Origin of the sequence: Arthrobacter jinronghuae, from assembly GCF_025244825.1 — a bacterium.
Classification (GTDB): domain Bacteria; phylum Actinomycetota; class Actinomycetes; order Actinomycetales; family Micrococcaceae; genus Arthrobacter_B; species Arthrobacter_B jinronghuae.
Genome location: NZ_CP104263.1, coordinates 2,488,403 through 2,507,409, shown reverse-complemented (window position 1 = coordinate 2,507,409; position 19,007 = coordinate 2,488,403). Strand labels below are relative to the sequence as shown.

The window sequence follows — 19,007 nt, the reverse complement described above, 5'->3', positions numbered from 1 at the left end:
CTCCGGTGCAGCCTTCAAAGGAACCGCCAAGAAGCGGCGTGTCCCGCTTGAATGCCGCGTGTTCGGCAGCGAAGCTGACCAGACTCTGCGTGGATTCTTCTTTACATAAGGCACCCAGCAGATTCGCCTTTCTCCGGCCATCGGGCCGGTAGTAGGCGAACCCTGACCCAATGTCTGATTTTGGGACCAGGGCCAATCACCGCGGCCGGCATTGCGCCGGACCGCCCGACGAGGGGGAAGGATCCTTCGTGACAGATACCACTAGCCTGACTGCAGGCGTGGATTCAGCATCCGCCGGTTCAACCGGCGAGAACGCATCAAAGAGCGCAGGCCTTGCAGGCCTTAAGCTCGCGCAGCTCCAGGCGCTTGCCGGCCAGCTCGGCATCACCGGCGGTTCCCGCATGCGTAAGGGAGATCTGGTTACAGCCATCTCCAACCACCAGCGCGGGGGCGCAGTAGCCGACCGGCCGGTCCGCGGTTCCCGCGGCGAGGCAGGCGACGACGCAGCCAAGGGTGCTTCGGCGCCCGAGAAGGCGGCAGCAGCACCCGCGGAGCAGACCGGCGAGGCCGAAACGACCCGCCCGACGCGTACCCGTAACCGCAACCGGCGTGCAGCCAGTGACGGCGTCGTCACTTCCGCTCCCGCGGAAACTGCAGCGGCCGAGGCACCGGCACCCGCCGCCTCGCCCGAAGCAGAGACGGCTCCCGCCCGGAACCGCGAGGCACGCGAAGACAACGGACGCGAAGAGGGCCAGCGCGAGCGCGGCAACCGCCGCAGCCGCAACCGCCGCAGCGACTCCAACGAGTCCAACGGCACGGTCAGTAACGCTTCCACCGAGGCACCTGCAGAGGACGCCTCCAGCAACGGTGCTGCCAACAACAACGGTGCTGCCAACAACAACGGTGCTGCTTCCAGCAACGGCGTTGCCAACGGCGCCGAGACCCGGACCCAGGGCGACGACGAGCGCGGCGAACGCCGTGAGCGCCGTGACCGCAACCGTTCGGACCGCGACAACGGCGGCAACCGGGACCGCGACAATAACCGCGACAATAACCGCGACAACGGCGGCAACCGCGAGAACAACCGGGACCGCGACAACAACCGCGACAACGGCGGCAACCGCGAGAACAACCGCGACCGCGACAACAACCGCGACGACAGCGACGAGAACGGGCGCGGGCGCAACCGCCGCAACCGGAACCGCAACGAGCGTAATGACCGCAACGACCGCGGTGACCGGAACGATCGTTTCCGCGACCGCAACGAGCGCCGCCGCAACCGCAACCAGAACCCCGAGGTCGACGACGTCGAGGTCACCGAAGACGACGTCCTGCTGCCCGTAGCCGGCATCCTCGACGTCCTGGAAAACTACGCCTTCGTACGGACTTCCGGTTACCTGCCGGGCCCGAACGATGTCTACGTTTCCCTCGCCCAGGTGAAGAAGTACAACCTGCGCAAGGGCGACGCCGTCGTCGGCGCCATCCGCGCCCCGCGTGAAGGCGAAAACCAGGGCGGAAACCAGCGCCAGAAGTTCAACGCACTGGTCCGCCTCACCTCCGTCAACGGCAAGCCCGCCGAGGACAACAAGGACCGCGTGGAGTTCTCCAAGCTGGTTCCGCTGTACCCCTCCGAGCGCCTGCGCCTGGAGACGTCCGCCAAGGTGATCGGCCCGCGTGTCATTGACCTCGTGGCACCGATCGGCAAGGGCCAGCGCGGCCTCATCGTTTCCCCGCCGAAGGCCGGAAAGACGCTGATCCTGCAGGCAATTGCCAACGCGATCACGATCAACAATCCTGAGGTCCACCTCATGATGGTCCTCGTGGACGAGCGTCCCGAAGAAGTTACGGACATGCAGCGCACGGTCAAGGGCGAGGTCATTGCCTCCACCTTCGACCGCCCCGCCGATGACCACACCACCGTCGCTGAACTCGCCATCGAGCGCGCCAAGCGCCTGGTGGAAATGGGCAACGACGTCGTGGTGCTGCTTGACTCCATGACCCGCCTGGGACGTGCCTACAACCTGGCCGCTCCGGCGTCGGGCCGTATCCTCTCCGGCGGTGTGGATTCGTCCGCCCTGTACCCGCCCAAGCGTTTCTTCGGTGCTGCCCGCAACATCGAAAACGGCGGCTCGCTGACCATCCTGGCTACGGCCCTGGTGGAGACCGGGTCCAAGATGGACGAGGTCATCTTCGAGGAATTCAAGGGCACCGGCAACATGGAGCTGCGCCTGTCCCGCAACCTTGCGGACAAGCGCATCTTCCCCGCCGTGGATGTCAACGCGTCGGGTACCCGCCGCGAAGAGAACCTGCTCTCCCCGGATGAAGTCAAGATCATGTGGAAGCTGCGCCGGGTCCTGTCCGGCCTGGACACCCAGCAGGCGCTGGAACTGCTCACCGGAAAGATCCGGGAGACGCAGTCCAACGTCGAGTTCCTGATGCAGGTCCAGCAGACCACCCTGGGCACCAAGGACAACTAGCTGCCTTACGAGCCGCTCATGCTCCCTCCCGCTGAACAGCGGGCAGGGAGCCTGGGCGGCTCGTGCGTTAACGCCTGGGGACCGACGGGCGCGCGAACCGATAAACTTCCCTGTGGGAAACACAGCCGAAAGAGGAATCTAAAACATGTTTGAGTCCATTCAGGGCCTGTTGGATGAGCACGCTGAACTCCAGCTGCGCCTGTCCGACCCGGCAGTGCACGCGGACCAGGGCCTGGCCCGCCGGCTGGGACGGCGCTACGCCGAACTGAGCCGGATTGTGGACGCCTACAACCGCTGGCACGGACTCGAGGATGACCTTGCCGCCGCTGCCGAAATGGCGGATGAGGATCCGGAATTCGCCGCCGAGGTGCCCGTGCTCAAGGAGCAGCTGGAGGATGCGCAGGAGAAGCTGCGCCGCCTGCTGATCCCGCGTGACCCCAATGACGGACGTGACGTCATCATTGAGGTCAAGGGCGGCGAAGGCGGCGACGAAGCGGCCCTATTCGCCGGGGACCTGCTGCGCATGTACACCCGCTATGCGGAGCACCGCGGCTGGCGTACGGAAATCATCTCCGCCACCGAGTCGGACCTGGGCGGCTACAAGGACGTTGCCATGGCCATCAAAGGCAACTCCAACGATCCTGCCGAAGGCGTGTACGCCCGCCTGAAGTACGAGGGCGGCGTGCACCGCGTGCAGCGAGTTCCCGTCACCGAGTCCCAGGGCCGGATCCACACTTCGGCTGCCGGCGTCCTGGTGCTGCCCGAAGTGGACGAGCCCGAAGAGGTCGCAATCAGCCAGAACGACCTCAAGATCGACGTCTACCGTTCCTCCGGTCCCGGCGGACAGTCGGTGAACACCACCGACTCGGCTGTACGCATCACCCACCTGCCCACCGGCATTGTGGTGGCCATGCAGAACGAAAAGTCGCAGCTGCAGAACCGCGAAGCGGCCATGCGCGTGCTGCGCTCCCGCATCCTGGCGCACGAGCAGGAGAAGATCGACGCCGCGAACTCCGACATCCGGAAGTCGCAGATCCGCACCATGGACCGTTCGGAACGGATCCGGACCTACAACTACCCGGAAAACCGGATTGTGGACCACCGCACCGGCTACAAGGCCTACAACCTGGACACCGTGCTGAACGGCGAGCTTGAAGCAGTGGTGCAGGCCGCCATTGAAATGGACGAGCAGGCACGGCTGGACGCCATCGGTGACGAAAGCTAATAGCCTCACCGGCTCCGCGTCCGGTGCCGGCGGCACCCTTGCCGAGGCGCTGCGTCGTGCGACGGCGGAACTCGCCGCCGCCGGGGTGCCGTCCCCGCGGGTGGACGCTGAACTGCTGGCGGCGCACCTGCTGGGAGAAACCCCCGGCCGGATCCGGGCGCTGGCCTTCACCGATGTGCCGGCACCTCAGGGCTACGCCGCACTGGTGTCCGAACGCGCCGCGCGGGTGCCGTTGCAGCACCTGACGGGAAAGGCGCATTTCCGGTACCTCGAGCTTTCGGTCGGTCCCGGGGTCTTCGTGCCGCGGCCGGAAACCGAAACGGTGGCGCAGCTGGCAATCGATGCGGCGCGCCGGGCCGGTCCGGCCAAGGTCGTGGACCTCGGCACCGGCTCCGGCGCCATCGCGGCTGCGGTGGCATCCGAGGTTCCCGCAGCCGAGGTGCACGCCGTCGAACTAAGCCCCCTCGCCTTCGCCTGGGCGGAACGGAACCTGGCTCCGCTGGGCGTCCACCTGGTCCTGGAAGACCTGCGGACCGCCCTGCCCGGCCACGAATCCAGCTTCGATGTGGTGGTGTCCAACCCGCCGTACATCCCTGCCGAAGCCGTCCCGAACGAACCCGAGGCCGCCGAGCATGATCCGGCCATGGCACTGTACGGCGGGGGAGCGGACGGCCTGGAACTGCCGATGGCCGCGGCACGGACCGCGGCACGGCTGCTTACCGAAGGCGGCTACTTCGTGATGGAACATGCCGAAGTGCAGGCGCCGGCCATTGCCCGGCTGCTGGCCGACGATCCGGCCTGGACCGATGTCCAGTCCCACCGTGACCTCAATGACCGCCCGCGGGCGACGTCGGCCGTCCGTCGGCCCGCACCGAAGACGCGCCCTAGTGAAAGAATGAAGACGTGAGCACCAGTTATGACTGCAGTAATCCCGACGAACTCAGCGAGGGCCTGGCGGCAGCCCAGCGCGCCATAGCCGCCAAATCCTGCGTGGTGCTTCCCACCGACACCGTATACGGAATCGGTGCCGACGCTTTTTCCCCGCAGGGAGTGGCTACCCTGCTCGCAGCCAAGGGGCGCGGCCGGAGCATGCCCCCGCCCGTGCTGATCCCGCGCCTGCAGACCATGGACGGCCTCGCCACGGATATTTCCGAGGACGCCCGCAGCCTGGCCCGTACGTTCTGGCCGGGCGGGCTGACACTGATCTTCCACGCCCAGCCGTCCCTGAGCTGGGACCTGGGCGACACCATGGGAACGGTGGCGCTGCGGATGCCCGATGACAGGGTTGCCCTGGACCTGCTGGCCGTCACCGGGCCGCTGGCCGTGTCCTCGGCCAACCGCACCGGATCCCCTGCAGGACAGACCGCGGCGCAGGCACGCGAACAGCTGGGCGAATCCGTGGAGGTCTATCTGGAAGCCGGACACCGTCCGGTGGCCGGCAGCGACGGAGTGCCCTCGACGATTGTGGACGCCACCAGCGAACCGATGCGGGTGGTGCGCAGCGGTGCGATCAGTACTGCCGCCCTGCGCGAAGTCGTTCCGGGAATCCTGGATCTGGGCGAAGAACCCGCACCCGGCGGCACCGCACCTTCCCTCGCCAAAGACCAGAAGCCGGTTTAGTTCCGGGAGGCTGCCAGGACCTCGCGGACGCGGGGTTCCGGGACGTTGCCCGTGGCCTCGGCCCAGCCGGGCTCCTGGCGCTGCCCGAACCACATCATCTCCACCCGGCGCAGTGCCCCGTGCAGCCGCTCCCCGGCCAGCGAGGAGAGCGCATAGCCGGACCGCAGCGCCGTGCGGCAGAACCAGACCGGCAGACGTGCCGGCCGCCGGCCGCCCGCTGCTTCAAGCACGGAGGACACCGACGCCTGTTCCCAGGGCTGCAGCACCACTGCAGGAACCGGGCCGGTGTGTGAACCTACCCGCAGGACGAAGTCGACCAGTGAATCTACTGAACTTACCGGGCTGGGCGCGGTTCCGGGCCCGGCGACGGATGCCAGCGGCGAGGCCGCGAGCCGGCTTAGCTTAGCCGTCGTCGCCCGGCCCGGTCCCTGGACCGAGGTGGCGCGCACCGTGGAAACGCTGCAGGACCCGCCGTGCCGGGCGGACAGGACCTGTTCGCCGAGCGCCTTGGAACGGGAGTAGGCCGAAAAGGGTTCCACGTGCGGGCTTTCGTCCAGGAACGGACGGTGCCCCTGCACCGCGGCGCTGCTCAGGTGTACGAACCGGCGGACACCGGCGGCGTCCGCGGCATCGGCGACCAACGCAGGCAGCAGCGAGTTCGCACCCCGGAGTTCGGGGGAGTCCGCTGCTCCCGGCGTCGCCAGTCCGGCAGCATTAACCACCACGTCGACCCCCGCGAAGGCGTCGGCCAGCCGGCGGCGTTCCGAGTCCAGCGCTGCGGCCTCTTTCAGCAAACCGGCTACGTCCGCAGCATCGGTACGCAGCCGGGGAGCGGACACGGCCCGGATCTCGACCCCGCGCGCAGCCAGGGCGGAGCGGACGGCCGAACCGATGAAGCCGGTGCCGCCGAGGACCGCCCACACCGAGGGTGTGCCGGAGGAAGGGGCGGGGCCGGGAGAAGGAGTGCTCAAACCTGCTGCTTTCGTGTTTCCGGTGAGGGCTGCCCGGACGCGGACAGCGGAGCCATCGGGGACCAGGTCTGGTCCCGGAGGATGCGTCGGGCACCGCGCCAGCCGGCCCAGAGACGCCCGGCACCCCGAAGTGAATGTTCTACGGCAACCAGCCTGAGCAGTTCCTTCCCGGCGGTCAGGAAAGTTCCCAGACCGAATCCGTACCGGTGATACCGGCCGTGGACCTGCAGGTACCGGGCTGTATGGCCGCGGTTGCGCATGGCGGTGAAGCGGCCAAGGTCGCTGGAATCGTTCAGGTGCCGGATGCCGAGGTCGATCTGTCTCTGCACCCGGACCTTGCGGATGACGAAGTCGTTGACGTAGGCCACCGGCCGGTCCAGGGAGGCAAGCCAGCCGTAAACTACATCGTCGCCGTTGATGAAGTAGCGGGCATCCGGCAGGCCTATCCGGCGCACCTGATCCGCGCTGATCAGCATTCCCTCGAAGCAGCCCACGTTGGTGTCGAAAACAGGGGAATCGCGGAAAACGTTGCCCGGCACCGGCAGATGGACGCCCAGAAAGGGGACGAAGCGGTGCTGCCAGAAGAACGGTGCCCCGCCGGCATCGAACCGCCGGCCGTGGATGCAGTCGTAACTGCCGGTCCACTTGCGCAGCGCAGCCACGGCACCCGGGAGGACCTCGACGTCGTCGTCCATCAGCCACAGCCACTGCGCGCCGGAGTCCAGGGCAGCTTCGACACCGGCGGCAAACCCGCCGGCCCCGCCGGTGTTGGCCTCCAGCCGCAGGACGGCCAGCGGGACGGGGAACCCGGCGCGGGCCGCTTCCAGAACCTCGGGCGTCTCATCGGTGCTGGCATTGTCCACCACGACAACCGCCGCAGGTGCGGGGTCGAGCCGCTTGACGCTCTCCAGCAGGGCGGTGAGGTAGCTGGAGCGGTTGAACGTCGTGATGACGATCGTCAGCGGGGCCGGTTCCTGGACGACGTCCATGTCAGAACCCGAAGTCCGACGGCGGACCGAAGCGGCGCCCGCCGATGCCTGCCGCGTAGGCGCGCAGCCAGTTGGCGAAGCCGCGGGGATCCCGGGTTCGAGCGAAGTGGATGGGGTAGCCCACGGCGTCGGCTACGAAGGACTTCACCCTTGTGTAGCGGCGGGTGAGGTGGCCCCGGTTGCGGTAGAAGTAGAACTGCTTGAACGGCGTCTCGGGAACCAGGACGTGCATCCGGTCACCCAGGACGGGCTGCACTTCGGCCCAGGCCGCCGGGTGGGTCAGGGCCACCGTGGTGACCGTGCCGAATTCGATGCCCGCCCTGCGCAGCCGGATCATGAAGTCCGTCTCGTCGCCGCGGATGAACAGGCGGAGGTCCGGCAGTCCCACCCGGTAGAACACATCGGCCCGGATCAGGGCGCCGTTGAAGAAATGCCCCACATTGGGCAGGAACCCGCGGGCAGCCACTTCGGCCCGGTCGTGGGTGAGCTTCCCGTCCAGGCGGAAGTGGAAGGACAGCGTGTCCGGCGCCCCCGGGGCGACCACGAGCGGCAGGACGACGTCGAGGCCGCGTTCCTTCGCTGCAGCCAACAGGGTGGCGACACATTCGGGATCCTCGGGATGGGCGTCGTCGTCCATGATCCAGATCCACTCGGCTCCGGACGCCATGGCTGAAAGGATGGCGAGCGAAAATCCGCCGGCTCCGCCAAGATTGGTGTTTGACCGGATGTAATTGACCGGCGCCGATGAGGCTTCAGCGATATCCGACACCGGGCTCTTGCCGGAGTCCACCAGCGCCACGGACGTGATGTTGCCGCTCTGCGCGGCCAGTGCCTCCAGTAGGATCTTCACGTCGTCGGGACGGTCGAAGGTCACTGCTGCTACGGCCACGGAGTCCGGCAAGATGGTCCTTTCAGGCAACCCGGGGGATCGGCCAAAACCGAAACCGGAGAGGGTGTGCAGTTAGTATGCTGAATAGATTCCAGTCTATTACACCGGATTCTTCCGCCAGCTCTTCGCATCACCGAGAAGAAAGCCGGGTACCTACCCGTTGAGGACCATGAGGCAAAAACCTACGGACAACAGTCGCGTTCCCAGGGAGGAAAAGCCCGTCCTGTGGCTCTGGTCGCAGTACATGCTGGACTCCCTGGCCTGGATCGTGTCCATCGGCCTCGCGCTGGTGCTGCGCTACGAACTCACGGTTGAGCAGATCAACCCGGGCGGCCTGGCCGTCTTCTGCGGCGTGGCGGTCCTTACCCAGCTGATAGTCGGCTATTCGTTTGCCCTCTACCGCGGACGCTACAGCTTCGGCAGTTTCCACGAGATGCGGCTGCTCGCGGTGGTGACGCTCATTGTCTCCGCCATCCTGGTCCTCGCAAGCGCCTTGTTCGGGCTAGTGATAGATATCCCGCGCAGCACCGGAATGATCGCCTTCCCCTTCGCCTGCCTGTTCATGGCGGCAATCCGGTACCTCAAGCGGATGTACGTGGAGAGCAAGGCGCGGCCCGGCGAGGAAGCCCAGCGTGCCCTCGTGTACGGCGCGGGTTTCCTTGGCGGTTCCCTGGTGTCACGGATGATGAAGGATCCGGAGTCGCCGTACTACCCGGTTGGCCTGGTCGACGACGATCCGGCCAAGAAGCACCTGAGGCTGGCCACTGTTCCGGTGCTCGGCAAACTCGTAGACCTTCCCGAACTGGTGCAGCGGACCCGCGCCACGGTGCTGGTCGTGGCCATTGCCGATGTGGAAGCGAAGCAGGTTCGAGAGATTTCGGATCTCGCCGAAGGCCTGGACCTGCGCGTCCTGGTGCTTCCGCCGCTCAAGGACATGCTCTCGAAGGGTGACGGCGCCGGCCTGGGCGATTTCCGCGATGTGGCAGTCGAAGACCTCATCGGGCGCAGGCCGGTCGACATCCATGTGGACGAAGTCGCCGGCTACCTGTCCGGGAAGAAGGTCCTGGTCACGGGGGCAGGCGGTTCCATCGGCTCCGAACTCTGCCGCCAGATCACCGCCTTCAATCCCGGCGAACTGATCATGGTGGACCGGGACGAGACCGGCCTGCAGCTGACCCAGCTTTCCATCACCGGCCGCGGCCTGCTCGACGGCCCGGACACGGTCCTGGCGGACATCCGCGACCCCGAAGCGCTGGACCGCATTTTCCGCGAACGCCGCCCCGACGTCGTTTTCCACGCCGCAGCCCTGAAGCATGTTTCCCTGCTCGAGCAGTACCCGCAGGAAGCCTGGAAGACCAATATCATCGGCACCGCGAACGTGCTGGCTGCAGCCCGCAAGGCGAACGTGCGCCACTTCGTGAACATCTCCACCGACAAGGCAGCCAACCCCACCACCGTCCTCGGCCATTCCAAGCGCGTGGCCGAAAAGCTGACTGCCTGGATGGCCCGCGCCACCGGCGAGCAGTATGTCTCCGTGCGCTTCGGCAATGTGATCGGCAGCCGGGGATCCATGTTGCCGCTCTTCAGCGAACAGATCCGGCAGGGGGGACCGGTCACCGTGACCGACCCGGAGGTGACCCGGTTCTTCATGACAATCCCCGAGGCCTGCCAGCTGGTGATCCAGGCCGGTGCAATCGGCCGCGGGGGAGAGGTGATGATCCTGGACATGGGTGAGCCCGTGAAGATCCTCGACGTCGCCCGCCGCATGATCGCGATGTCCGGCAAGGACATCGAAATTGTCTTCACCGGACTGCGCCAGGGCGAAAAGCTGCACGAGATCCTTGTTGGCACCGGAGAAGAGGACTCCCGTCCCCTGCATCCGAAGATATCCCACGCCGCGGTTGCCGTGCTGGATCCCGATGAGCTGGACCTGGCCGACTGGCTGCGGCGCTGCGGGATCGAACCCGGCAGCGTGCCGACGGACGGGGCCGCAACCGACGCCGGCGAGATAGTGCGGATTCCGGGTGCCCGCCATCCCGGCGCCCCCGGTGACGCCGCGAATGAGTCCGGGGAACCCTACAGTGAACGGCGGACCGGCTGATGCTGCTGGCGCTGTGCGTCGCCGCGGCTTTCCTGTCGAGCCTGCTGCTGCCCTTCCTTTTTATCCCCGTTCTGCGCCGGCTGGGTGTCCTGGACATCCCCAATGAGCGGTCCTCGCATACCAAGGCTGTCATCCGCGGGGTGGGCGGGACCACTGCCGCCGGCGTCCTGGCCGGCCTCCTGCTGGCGCTGGTGACAGGCCTGGTGGCCGTTGACCGTTCCGTGCTTGCCATCTTGATTGCCGTGATCGGCGCGGCATCCCTGCTGGGCTGGATCGAGGACTGGCGCGGTGTCTCCGTCCGGACGCGGGCGGCTACCCAGCTGGCCATCGGCCTGCTTGGAACGGCCGGCCTGGCCTGGACCATGGAGCAGAGCTGGTGGTGGGTCCCCGTCGGCGGCCTTGCAATCGCCGCCTACATCAACGTCGCCAACTTCATGGACGGCATCAACGGAATCTCCGGGCTGCACGGGCTGGTCGTGGGGGCCCTGTACTCCGTCAGCGGCGTGCTGTCGGACCACCTCTGGCTGACCGTGACCGGAGCAGTGGTGGCCGCGGCGTTCGCCGCCTTCCTGCCCTGGAACCTGGGCAGGGGACAGGTCTTCCTGGGAGACGTGGGCAGCTACCTGCTGGGGTCATCAATTGCCGGTATTGCCGTTGCCGCGTTCCTGGCCGGTGTCTACGTGGAGTACCTCCTGTTCCCGATCGTTATCTATCTGGCGGACACCTTCACCACTCTCCTGCGCCGCATGCGCCGCGGGGAGCGGTGGTACTCGGCGCACCGCCAACACGTCTACCAGCGGCTGACCGACACCGGCCTGAGCCACGTCCAGGTGTCGCTGATTGTCACCGGCTGCACCCTGGCCGTCGGAGTTACGGGGCTGCTCACCGCCGGTGCCGGTACCGGTGCGACGGTAGCCGGGGTCCTCTTCGCCGTCGCGGTCCTGGCCTTCTACCTCGCCTCGCCGCGCCTGTTCGCCCGGCGGACGGTGGCCTGACCAGGGCCGGCGCACGCCCTGCCGGGGACGTCTTCTATGTACTGTAGAATTCAAGGGTCGCGGTAGCCCGCCCCGTCACGAAGCCCTCCGGCTCCAGCAAAACCAGCAAGGAAGATTGCCTCCACCATGAGATCCGCAGACGGTACCCGCCCCGGCGGATACCTGACCCCCTCCGGGCCAACGAAGGCCCCCTGGCTGGGGATCCTCGGGAAGGCCCTTGCCGTGACCGGCTCCGCCGCCGTCTTGGCGGCAGTCGCGGCGGCTCTCACGACGGACCTGTTTGCAGCGGCGAGCTCCCTTCTGGGCTGGTTCCTCATTGCCGCATTCTTCGGAATCAGCCTCCTGGTCGGCCACGTCGTCGGACGCAGCAATCCCTCCGGAGCCATCGGAATGTTCGCGGTTACCTATGCCATAAAGGTTGTGGGTTTTGCCGTCATTCTTTTCGGGCTCGGAACACCTGTTTGGCTGCACCGGGAATGGTTTGCCCTGACTGCCGTTGGCGCCGTGGTCCTCTGGCAGGCAGCGGAAATCCGTGCCTTCTCGAGGACCCGTCACCTGATTTACAACGATGCTGACGATTCCAGTCCCCAAGGAGGCGCAAATGCCTAAGAATCGGCCCTCGTCCGGCCCTGCGGCGTTCCAGGAACCGTCCTCCCGGCGGCGCGCTCTGCTCCAGTATGTCCTTGCGGGAATCATCGCCCTGGGTTTGATAGGGTGGAGCCTGGATAGTCTCCTGGGAACTCGCTGGATTTTACCGGCCGGTATCGTTCTGGGCGCGGTCAGTGGCTACTATGTGGCCTCCGCGCACAGGCGCACCTCGGGTGCAGACCGACCCGTCACGGGCGGAAAACAGCCGGATACGGATAAATCGAATTGATTTCACAAAACCGAATTAATGGGCGCACATCATGCGTGCCCACCAATGATATGCCCAACGATGGACACAGCAGAGAGGAAACGCGTTGATCGCGCTTGCGCTTCCCGCCTCCAATGACGAGGGATTCGTCGCACCTACCCTCGAAGACATGCACCTCCCTGAGATCCTTCCCTGGGGCGCCGAAAGCGGTGAAGGATTCGGAAAGCAGATGCTGCTTATCCTCCTTTCCGTCATCCTTATCGGGTGGTTCTTCGTAGCCGCAGCCCGCAAGGGCCAGATGGTCCCGGGCCGGCTGCAGTTCCTGGGCGAATGGAGCTATAACTTCGTCCGCAACTCGATCGGCCGGGACATCATCGGTGAAAAGGACTTCCGGTCCTTCACTCCGCTGCTGTTCGCGCTGTTCTTCTTCATCCTGATCAACAACCTGTGGGGCACCATCCCGCTGGCCCAGCTGCCGACCACGTCGCACGTGGGCACGGCCTATGCACTGGCCGCGATTGTCTACTTCACCTGGATTATCGTCGGGATCCGGAAGCACGGTCTGGGTTACTTCAAGTTCGCCACCGTCCCGTCCGGCGTGCCGATGGCCATCCTGCCCCTCGTGGTGCTGATCGAAATCATCTCCACCTTCCTGGTCCGTCCGATCACGCACAGCCTGCGACTCTTCGCGACCATGCTGTCGGGTCACCTCATCATCATGCTTGCCGGCAGCGGAACCGCGTTCCTGCTGCTCGAGGCTGAAGGACTGTTGAAGCCGCTGGGTGCGCTCACCCTGGTAGGCGGCGTCGCCATGTTCCTGTTCGAAGTTTTGATCCAGGTCCTGCAGGCCTACGTCTTTACCCTGCTGACCGCGATCTACATCCAAGGCTCCCTGGCCGAGGAACACTAAACCTCCCCTTACCGGGGAACCCCCTGAACCATGCAACCTGCCCAATGGGCATCTTGAAAGGAACAAAACCAAATGACTGGTGTTTTGGATATCGAAGGCAACATCAACCTCGTCGGCTACGGCCTGTCCGCTATCGGCGGCGCCATCGGCGTGGGCCTGGTCTTCGCGGCCTACATCAACGGCGTTGCCCGCCAGCCTGAAGCGCAGCGCGTTCTTCAGCCGATCGCCTTCCTGGGCCTGGCGCTGACCGAAGCACTGGCTATCCTTGGTCTGGTTTTCGCGTTCGTTCTCTAACTTCAGCGCGTATTTTCCTAACCAAGTAGATAGGACGGATTGAAATGAACGAGGCACTAATCCTCGCCGCTGAAGAAGGCGCGAATCCTCTGATCCCAAACATCTGGGAGATCCTCGTAACACTGCTTGGCTTCGCCGTGCTGATGTACATCGTCGTCAAGTTCGTCGTCCCGATGTTCGAGAAGACGTATGCAGAGCGTACCGAGGCCATCGAAGGCGGACTCAAGAAGGCCGAAGCCGCACAGGCTGAAGCCAGCGCGGCTCTGGATGAATACAAGCAGCAGCTGATCGATGCCCGTACCGAGGCCAACCGGATCCGTGAGGAAGCACGCGCCGAAGGCGCCCAGATCCTCGCTGACCTGAAGGCAAAGGCCGGCGCCGAATCCGCCCGCATCATGGAACAGTCCCACGTCGCCATCGAAGCGGAACGCCAGGCCGCTGTCGTTTCCCTCCGCAGCGAAGTAGGAACCCTCGCCACCGAGCTGGCCAGCAAGATCGTCGGCGAGTCCCTCGCTGACGATGCTCGTGCCGCCCGTGTGGTTGACCGCTTCCTTGACGATCTGGAAACCCAGAACGCAGGTGCGGTCCAGTAATGGCAGGTATATCGAGCGAGTCACTGGCCGCGGCGCAGGAGAAGCTGGAAGCAAAGCTTCCCGGCGCAACCCTGACCCTGGCCGAGGAACTCTTTGGAATTCTGGGCCTGCTGGACAGCGACGCTGGACTCATGCGTGCCCTGACGGATCCGGCTCGTGAAGCCTCTGCCAAGGCAGCCCTGGTCTCCAAGCTGGTCGGCGGCAAGGTTTCGGCCGACGCCGAGCAGCTGGTTGCTTCTCTGGTGGAGTCCCGGTGGCGCACTTCGCGTGACCTGGGCGATGCCCTGGAAACCCTGGGTGCAACGGTTGTCTCCGCTGTCGCGGAGAACAAGGGTCCCGGCCTGGCCGGCCTTGAAGCACTGGAAAGCGATTTGTTCCGCTTCAACCAGACCGTTGCAGCCAACCACGAGGTGCAGCGTGCCCTGCAGGAACCGCAGGCATCGGCCGAGGCCAAGTCCGTACTGGCGCAGAAGCTGGTACCGGGCATGGGCGCCGAAGCAAAGGTGCTGGTCACGCAGGCAGTAACCGCCCCGCGCGGCCTGCGTCCTGCAGCACTGGTCAACCGTTTCATGGAACTGGTAGCCGGTCGCCAGCAGCGGTGGATTGCAGAAGTGCAGTCCAGCCGCCCGCTGACGCAGGAACAGCAAAAGCGTCTGCAGTCCTCTCTCAACGGACTGTATGGCCGCGAGCTGAAGATCAACGTCAACGTGGACCCGGCGATTCTCGGCGGCATTCGTGTCACAGTGGGGGATGAAGTAGTTGATTCCACCGTTACGACGCGCCTGACTGAACTTCGCCGAAAGCTCGCCGTCTAGTCACCTTGATGGCCCCAAAAGGCCGTCAGAATTTTTGAGAACCAATCACGGTCATCGGCTTTTACGCGATGATCACAACATAGGAGAGCAGGGACTGCAGATGGCCGAATTGACCATCAACGCCGACGACGTCCGTAATGCGTTGAACGAATTCGCGGCGTCCTACGAACCCGGAAACGCAGAGCGCGTTGAAGTTGGCCGCGTAACAACCGCCAGCGACGGCATTGCCCGTGTGGAGGGCCTGCCCTCCGTTATGGCGAATGAGCTGCTTCGGTTTGAGGACGGCACGCTGGGCCTCGCCCAGAACCTTGACACCCGTGAAATCGGTGTCGTAGTACTTGGCGATTTCGCCGGTATTGAAGAAGGCCAGGAAGTTCACCGCACCGGTGAAGTCCTGTCCGTACCCGTAGGCGACGCCTTCCTGGGCCGCGTTGTCGACCCGCTGGGCGAGCCGATGGATGACCTCGGCCCGATCGCCGCTGAGGCGCGCCGTGCACTGGAACTCCAGGCACCGGGCGTTACCCAGCGCAAGTCGGTTCACGAGCCGCTTCAGACCGGCCTCAAGGCAATCGACGCCATGATCCCGATCGGCCGCGGCCAGCGCCAGCTGATCATCGGTGACCGCAAGACGGGTAAGACCGCCATTGCCGTTGACACCATCCTGAACCAGAAGGCCAACTGGGATTCCGGCGACGTCCAGAAGCAGGTTCGCTGCATCTACGTAGCCATCGGCCAGAAGGCTTCCACGATCGCTGAAATCAAGCGCACGCTGGAAGACAAGGGCGCCATGGAGTACACCACGATCGTGGCCTCCCCGGCATCCGACCCCGCCGGCTTCAAGTACCTGGCACCGTACGCCGGCTCGGCCATCGGCCAGCACTGGATGTACGGCGGCAAGCACGTCCTGATCATCTTTGATGATCTGTCGAAGCAGGCTGAAGCCTACCGCGCCGTGTCGCTGCTGCTGCGCCGCCCGCCGGGACGCGAAGCCTACCCGGGCGACGTCTTCTACTTGCACTCCCGCCTGCTGGAGCGTTGCGCCAAGCTCTCCGACGAGCTCGGTGCCGGCTCGATGACCGGCCTGCCGATCATCGAAACCAAGGCAAATGACGTCTCGGCCTACATCCCGACCAACGTTATTTCCATCACCGACGGCCAGATCTTCCTCCAGTCGGACCTCTTCAACGCCAACCAGCGCCCCGCCGTCGACGTCGGTATCTCCGTCTCGCGCGTCGGTGGTGCTGCACAGCAGAAGGCCATGAAGAAGGTCTCCGGTACGTTGAAGCTGGAACTGGCCCAGTACCGCGACATGCAGGCATTCGCCATGTTTGCCTCGGACCTGGATGCCGCTTCGCGCCAGCAGCTGACCCGCGGTGCACGCCTGATGGAACTGCTCAAGCAGGGCCAGTACGCCCCGTACCCGGTGGAAGACCAGGTTGTCTCCATCTGGATGGGCACCAACGGCTACCTGGATGACGTCCCCGTAGAGGACGTCCGCCGCTTCGAGTCCGAGTTCCTGGAACACGTACGCCACTCCTCGTCCGTCATGACCGTCCTGGCCGAGACGAACAAGCTCGAGGATTCCACGGTTGATGAGATGAAGAGCCTCATCACCAAGTTCAAGCAGGGTTTCTTCGGCGAAGGTGACGACCGCATGGTCGCCGCCGGCAACGAAGCTACCTCCGCCTTGGACGAGGACGCCGTAGACCAGGAAAAGATCGTCAAGCAGAAGCGCTAGCGGCTTTGAAGTTCCGCTGCCGGGCCCTGGGTCCGGCAGCGGAACCTTAGGCCATTGCCTTAGCCCCTAGCTTCAACGCTAGGAACTGAAAGGAAGAGTATGGGAGCCCAAATTCGGGTCTACCGCCAGAAGATCGCGTCGACCACGTCGATGCAGAAGATCTTCAAGGCGATGGAGCTGATTGCTGCCTCTCGCATTGGAAAGGCGCGCACCCGTGTGGCTGCGTCACTGCCTTACTCCAATGCGATCACCCGTGCCGTTTCTGCTGTGGCATCCCAGTCGGAGATCGATCATCCGCTGACCACCGAACCGGAGCAGATCCGGCGCGCAGCCGTGGTCATCATGACCTCCGACCGCGGTCTTGCCGGATCGTACTCCGCCGGTGTCCTCAAGCAGGGCGAAGCACTCAATGAATTGCTCCGTGACGAGGGCAAGGAAGTTAAGACCTACCTTGTCGGACGCAAGGGGCAGGCGTACTACGAATTCCGGAACCGTTCAGTAGAACGGGTCTGGACCGGCGGTACCGACGCACCCGAGTTCGAAACAGCCCGTGAAATCGGCAAGGCACTCCTCGATGACTTCAACACGGCCTACGAAGACGGCGGCGTGGACGAAATCCACATCGTCTACACGCGCTTCAAGTCCATGGTTATTCAGGAACCTGCGGTCATCCGACTGCTGCCGCTGGAGGTAGTGGAGGAAGAAGCTCAGTCAAACGCTGAGTTCCTGCCTCTCTACGAATACGAGCCCGAGCCGGAAAAGGTCCTGGACGCACTGCTGCCGCGCTACATCGAGTCGCGCATCTTCGCAGCCATGCTCCAGGCCGCCGCTTCCGAGCTTGCTGCCCGCCAGCGCGCCATGAAGGCCGCAGGGGACAACGCCACGGACCTGATCAAGAAGTACACGCGGCTTCGCAACAACGCCCGTCAGGCCGAAATCACCCAGGAACTTTCCGAGATCGTCGCCGGTGCGGACGCGCTCAGCGCCTCCTAGCCTGCCCCGCTCGAAGATAAGTTCCAACGCATAAAAAACTTAGTCCACACGCCATCTAACTGAGTGAAGTGAGAGAGATGACTGCCCAAACTGTCGAGCACGGATCTAAATCCGTAGCCTCGGGTGCCACCGGCCGTATTGCCCGTGTCATCGGCCCGGTTGTCGACGTCGAATTCCCGGCTGACGCAATCCCCACCATCTACAACGCACTGACCACCGAGCTGACGCTCGACGGCCAGACCCGCACCATCACGTTCGAGACCTCCCAGCACCTGGGTGACAACCTCGTCCGTGCCATCTCCCTGCAGGCCACCGACGGCCTCGTCCGCGGCGCTGCTGTGTACGACACGGGTGCTCCCATCTCCGTGCCGGTAGGCGACGGCGTCAAGGGCCACATCTTCAACGTCCTGGGCCAGCCCCTGGACGTTACCGAAGACAAGCTGGAGATCTCTGAGCGCTGGCCGATCCACCGTTCGGCTCCGAACTTCGCGGACCTTGAGGGTTCCACCGAGATGCTGGAAACCGGCATCAAGGTGATTGACCTTCTTACCCCGTACATCAAGGGCGGCAAGATCGGCCTGTTCGGCGGTGCCGGTGTCGGCAAGACCGTGCTGATCCAGGAAATGATCACCCGTGTTGCCCGCAACTTCGGTGGTACCTCGGTATTCGCCGGTGTCGGCGAGCGTACCCGTGAAGGCAACGACCTCTGGGTTGAAATGGAAGAGGCGAACGTCCTGAAGGACACCGCCCTTGTATTCGGCCAGATGGATGAGCCGCCGGGAACGCGCCTCCGTGTGGCACTGTCCGCTCTGACCATGGCGGAATACTTCCGCGATGTGCAGAACCAGGACGTGCTGCTCTTCATCGACAATATCTTCCGCTTCACGCAGGCAGGCTCCGAGGTTTCCACCCTTCTCGGCCGCATGCCTTCCGCTGTGGGCTACCAGCCGAACCTGGCTGACGAGATGGGTCTGCTGCAGGAGCGCATCACGTCCACCAAGGGCCACTCGATCACGTCCATGCAGGCCATTTACGTGCCTGCAGATGACTACACCGACCCGGCCCCGGCCACCACGTTCGCCCACCTGGACGCGACCACGGAACTTTCCCGTGAAATCGCTTCCCGTGGCCTGTACCCGGCCGTGGATCCGCTGACCTCGACGTCGCGTATCCTCGACCCGCAGTACGTCGGCCAGGCGCACTACGACACGGCCATCCGCGTCAAGCAGATCCTCCAGAAGAACAAGGAACTGCAGGACATCATCGCGATCCTCGGCGTCGACGAGCTCTCGGAAGAGGACAAGATCGTCGTGTCGCGTGCACGCCGCATCCAGCAGTTCCTCTCCCAGAACACCTACACTGCCAAGCAGTTCACCGGTGTTGAGGGTTCGACGGTTTCCATCAAGGACACCATCGAAGGCTTCCGGGCCATCTGCGACGGCGACGTTGACCACATTGCCGAGCAGGCATTCTTCAACGTCGGCGGCATGGATGACGTTGAGCGTCAGTGGGCGAAGATCCAAGAGCAGACCGGGAAGTGA

17 protein-coding genes are annotated in these 19,007 nt (G+C 64.7%); 14 read left to right on the top strand and 3 right to left on the bottom strand.

The window, feature by feature from the left end:
* The first annotated feature begins 248 nt into the window (after positions 1-248).
* From rho to N2K98_RS11750, 4 genes are all read left to right on the top strand, one after another.
* A complete protein-coding gene (rho, locus tag N2K98_RS11765) occupies positions 249-2,477 on the top strand; it encodes a transcription termination factor Rho (RefSeq protein WP_255865204.1) in 2,229 nt (742 codons plus the stop codon).
* A gap of 145 nt (positions 2,478-2,622) precedes the next feature.
* The gene (gene prfA / locus N2K98_RS11760; RefSeq protein WP_229949524.1) at positions 2,623-3,702 is read left to right on the top strand and encodes a peptide chain release factor 1; all 1,080 of its coding nucleotides are present in this window, start codon (positions 2,623-2,625) and stop codon (positions 3,700-3,702) included.
* Positions 3,689-4,609: a peptide chain release factor N(5)-glutamine methyltransferase gene (prmC, locus tag N2K98_RS11755; RefSeq protein WP_255865205.1), complete on the top strand. Its 921-nt coding sequence runs from the start codon at positions 3,689-3,691 to the stop codon at positions 4,607-4,609. The genes prfA and prmC overlap by 14 nt, the downstream gene beginning before the upstream one ends.
* Positions 4,606-5,322 carry an L-threonylcarbamoyladenylate synthase gene (locus N2K98_RS11750; protein WP_255797269.1) on the top strand — a complete coding sequence of 239 codons (717 nt, stop codon included), beginning with the start codon at positions 4,606-4,608 and terminating at the stop codon, positions 5,320-5,322. The genes prmC and N2K98_RS11750 overlap by 4 nt, the downstream gene beginning before the upstream one ends.
* Here the strand turns inward: N2K98_RS11750 and N2K98_RS11745 are convergent.
* From N2K98_RS11745 to N2K98_RS11735, 3 genes are read right to left on the bottom strand one after another with little or no spacing between them, the layout of a single operon-like run.
* On the bottom strand, positions 5,319-6,293 hold the full coding sequence (locus tag N2K98_RS11745) for an NAD-dependent epimerase/dehydratase family protein (RefSeq protein WP_255865206.1): 975 nt from the start codon (positions 6,291-6,293) through the stop codon (positions 5,319-5,321). The two genes, N2K98_RS11750 and N2K98_RS11745, sit on opposite strands and share 4 nt — an antisense overlap.
* Positions 6,290-7,282: a glycosyltransferase gene (locus tag N2K98_RS11740; RefSeq protein WP_255865207.1), complete on the bottom strand. Its 993-nt coding sequence runs from the start codon at positions 7,280-7,282 to the stop codon at positions 6,290-6,292. Before N2K98_RS11740 ends, N2K98_RS11745 begins: the two co-directional genes overlap by 4 nt.
* A gap of 1 nt (position 7,283) precedes the next feature.
* Entirely contained in the window at positions 7,284-8,183 is a 900-nt protein-coding gene (locus N2K98_RS11735) for a glycosyltransferase (RefSeq protein WP_255865208.1), read from the bottom strand.
* Between the two features lie 157 nt (positions 8,184-8,340).
* Here N2K98_RS11735 and N2K98_RS11730 point away from each other — a divergent pair, with 157 nt between their 5' ends.
* The 10 genes from N2K98_RS11730 to atpD all read left to right on the top strand — a co-directional run bounded on the left by N2K98_RS11730 (position 8,341) and on the right by atpD (position 19,007).
* A complete protein-coding gene (locus tag N2K98_RS11730) occupies positions 8,341-10,272 on the top strand; it encodes a polysaccharide biosynthesis protein (RefSeq protein ID WP_255797274.1) in 1,932 nt (643 codons plus the stop codon).
* Complete coding sequence (locus tag N2K98_RS11725) at positions 10,272-11,267, top strand: MraY family glycosyltransferase (protein WP_255865209.1); 996 nt, start codon at positions 10,272-10,274, stop codon at positions 11,265-11,267. The genes N2K98_RS11730 and N2K98_RS11725 overlap by 1 nt, the downstream gene beginning before the upstream one ends.
* A 126-nt stretch (positions 11,268-11,393) precedes the next feature.
* On the top strand, positions 11,394-11,876 hold the full coding sequence (locus N2K98_RS11720) for a hypothetical protein (RefSeq protein ID WP_255797277.1): 483 nt from the start codon (positions 11,394-11,396) through the stop codon (positions 11,874-11,876).
* A 353-nt stretch (positions 11,877-12,229) separates the two neighbouring features.
* Positions 12,230-13,033 (top strand): F0F1 ATP synthase subunit A, encoded by an 804-nt coding sequence (gene atpB, locus N2K98_RS11715; protein ID WP_229949509.1) that lies wholly within the window; start codon positions 12,230-12,232, stop codon positions 13,031-13,033.
* A gap of 72 nt (positions 13,034-13,105) precedes the next feature.
* Positions 13,106-13,327 carry an ATP synthase F0 subunit C gene (gene atpE, locus N2K98_RS11710; protein WP_227918267.1) on the top strand — a complete coding sequence of 74 codons (222 nt, stop codon included), beginning with the start codon at positions 13,106-13,108 and terminating at the stop codon, positions 13,325-13,327.
* A gap of 44 nt (positions 13,328-13,371) precedes the next feature.
* Positions 13,372-13,920, top strand: coding sequence for a F0F1 ATP synthase subunit B (locus N2K98_RS11705; protein ID WP_255797279.1), 549 nt, complete (start codon positions 13,372-13,374; stop codon positions 13,918-13,920).
* Complete coding sequence (locus N2K98_RS11700; RefSeq protein ID WP_255797281.1) at positions 13,920-14,735, top strand: F0F1 ATP synthase subunit delta; 816 nt, start codon at positions 13,920-13,922, stop codon at positions 14,733-14,735. The genes N2K98_RS11705 and N2K98_RS11700 overlap by 1 nt, the downstream gene beginning before the upstream one ends.
* 100 nt (positions 14,736-14,835) lie before the next feature.
* Positions 14,836-16,473: a F0F1 ATP synthase subunit alpha gene (gene atpA / locus N2K98_RS11695; RefSeq protein ID WP_255797282.1), complete on the top strand. Its 1,638-nt coding sequence runs from the start codon at positions 14,836-14,838 to the stop codon at positions 16,471-16,473.
* Between the two features lie 99 nt (positions 16,474-16,572).
* Positions 16,573-17,466 carry a F0F1 ATP synthase subunit gamma gene (locus N2K98_RS11690; protein ID WP_229949496.1) on the top strand — a complete coding sequence of 298 codons (894 nt, stop codon included), beginning with the start codon at positions 16,573-16,575 and terminating at the stop codon, positions 17,464-17,466.
* 77 nt (positions 17,467-17,543) lie between these two features.
* Positions 17,544-19,007 carry a F0F1 ATP synthase subunit beta gene (gene atpD, locus N2K98_RS11685; protein ID WP_255797283.1) on the top strand — a complete coding sequence of 488 codons (1,464 nt, stop codon included), beginning with the start codon at positions 17,544-17,546 and terminating at the stop codon, positions 19,005-19,007.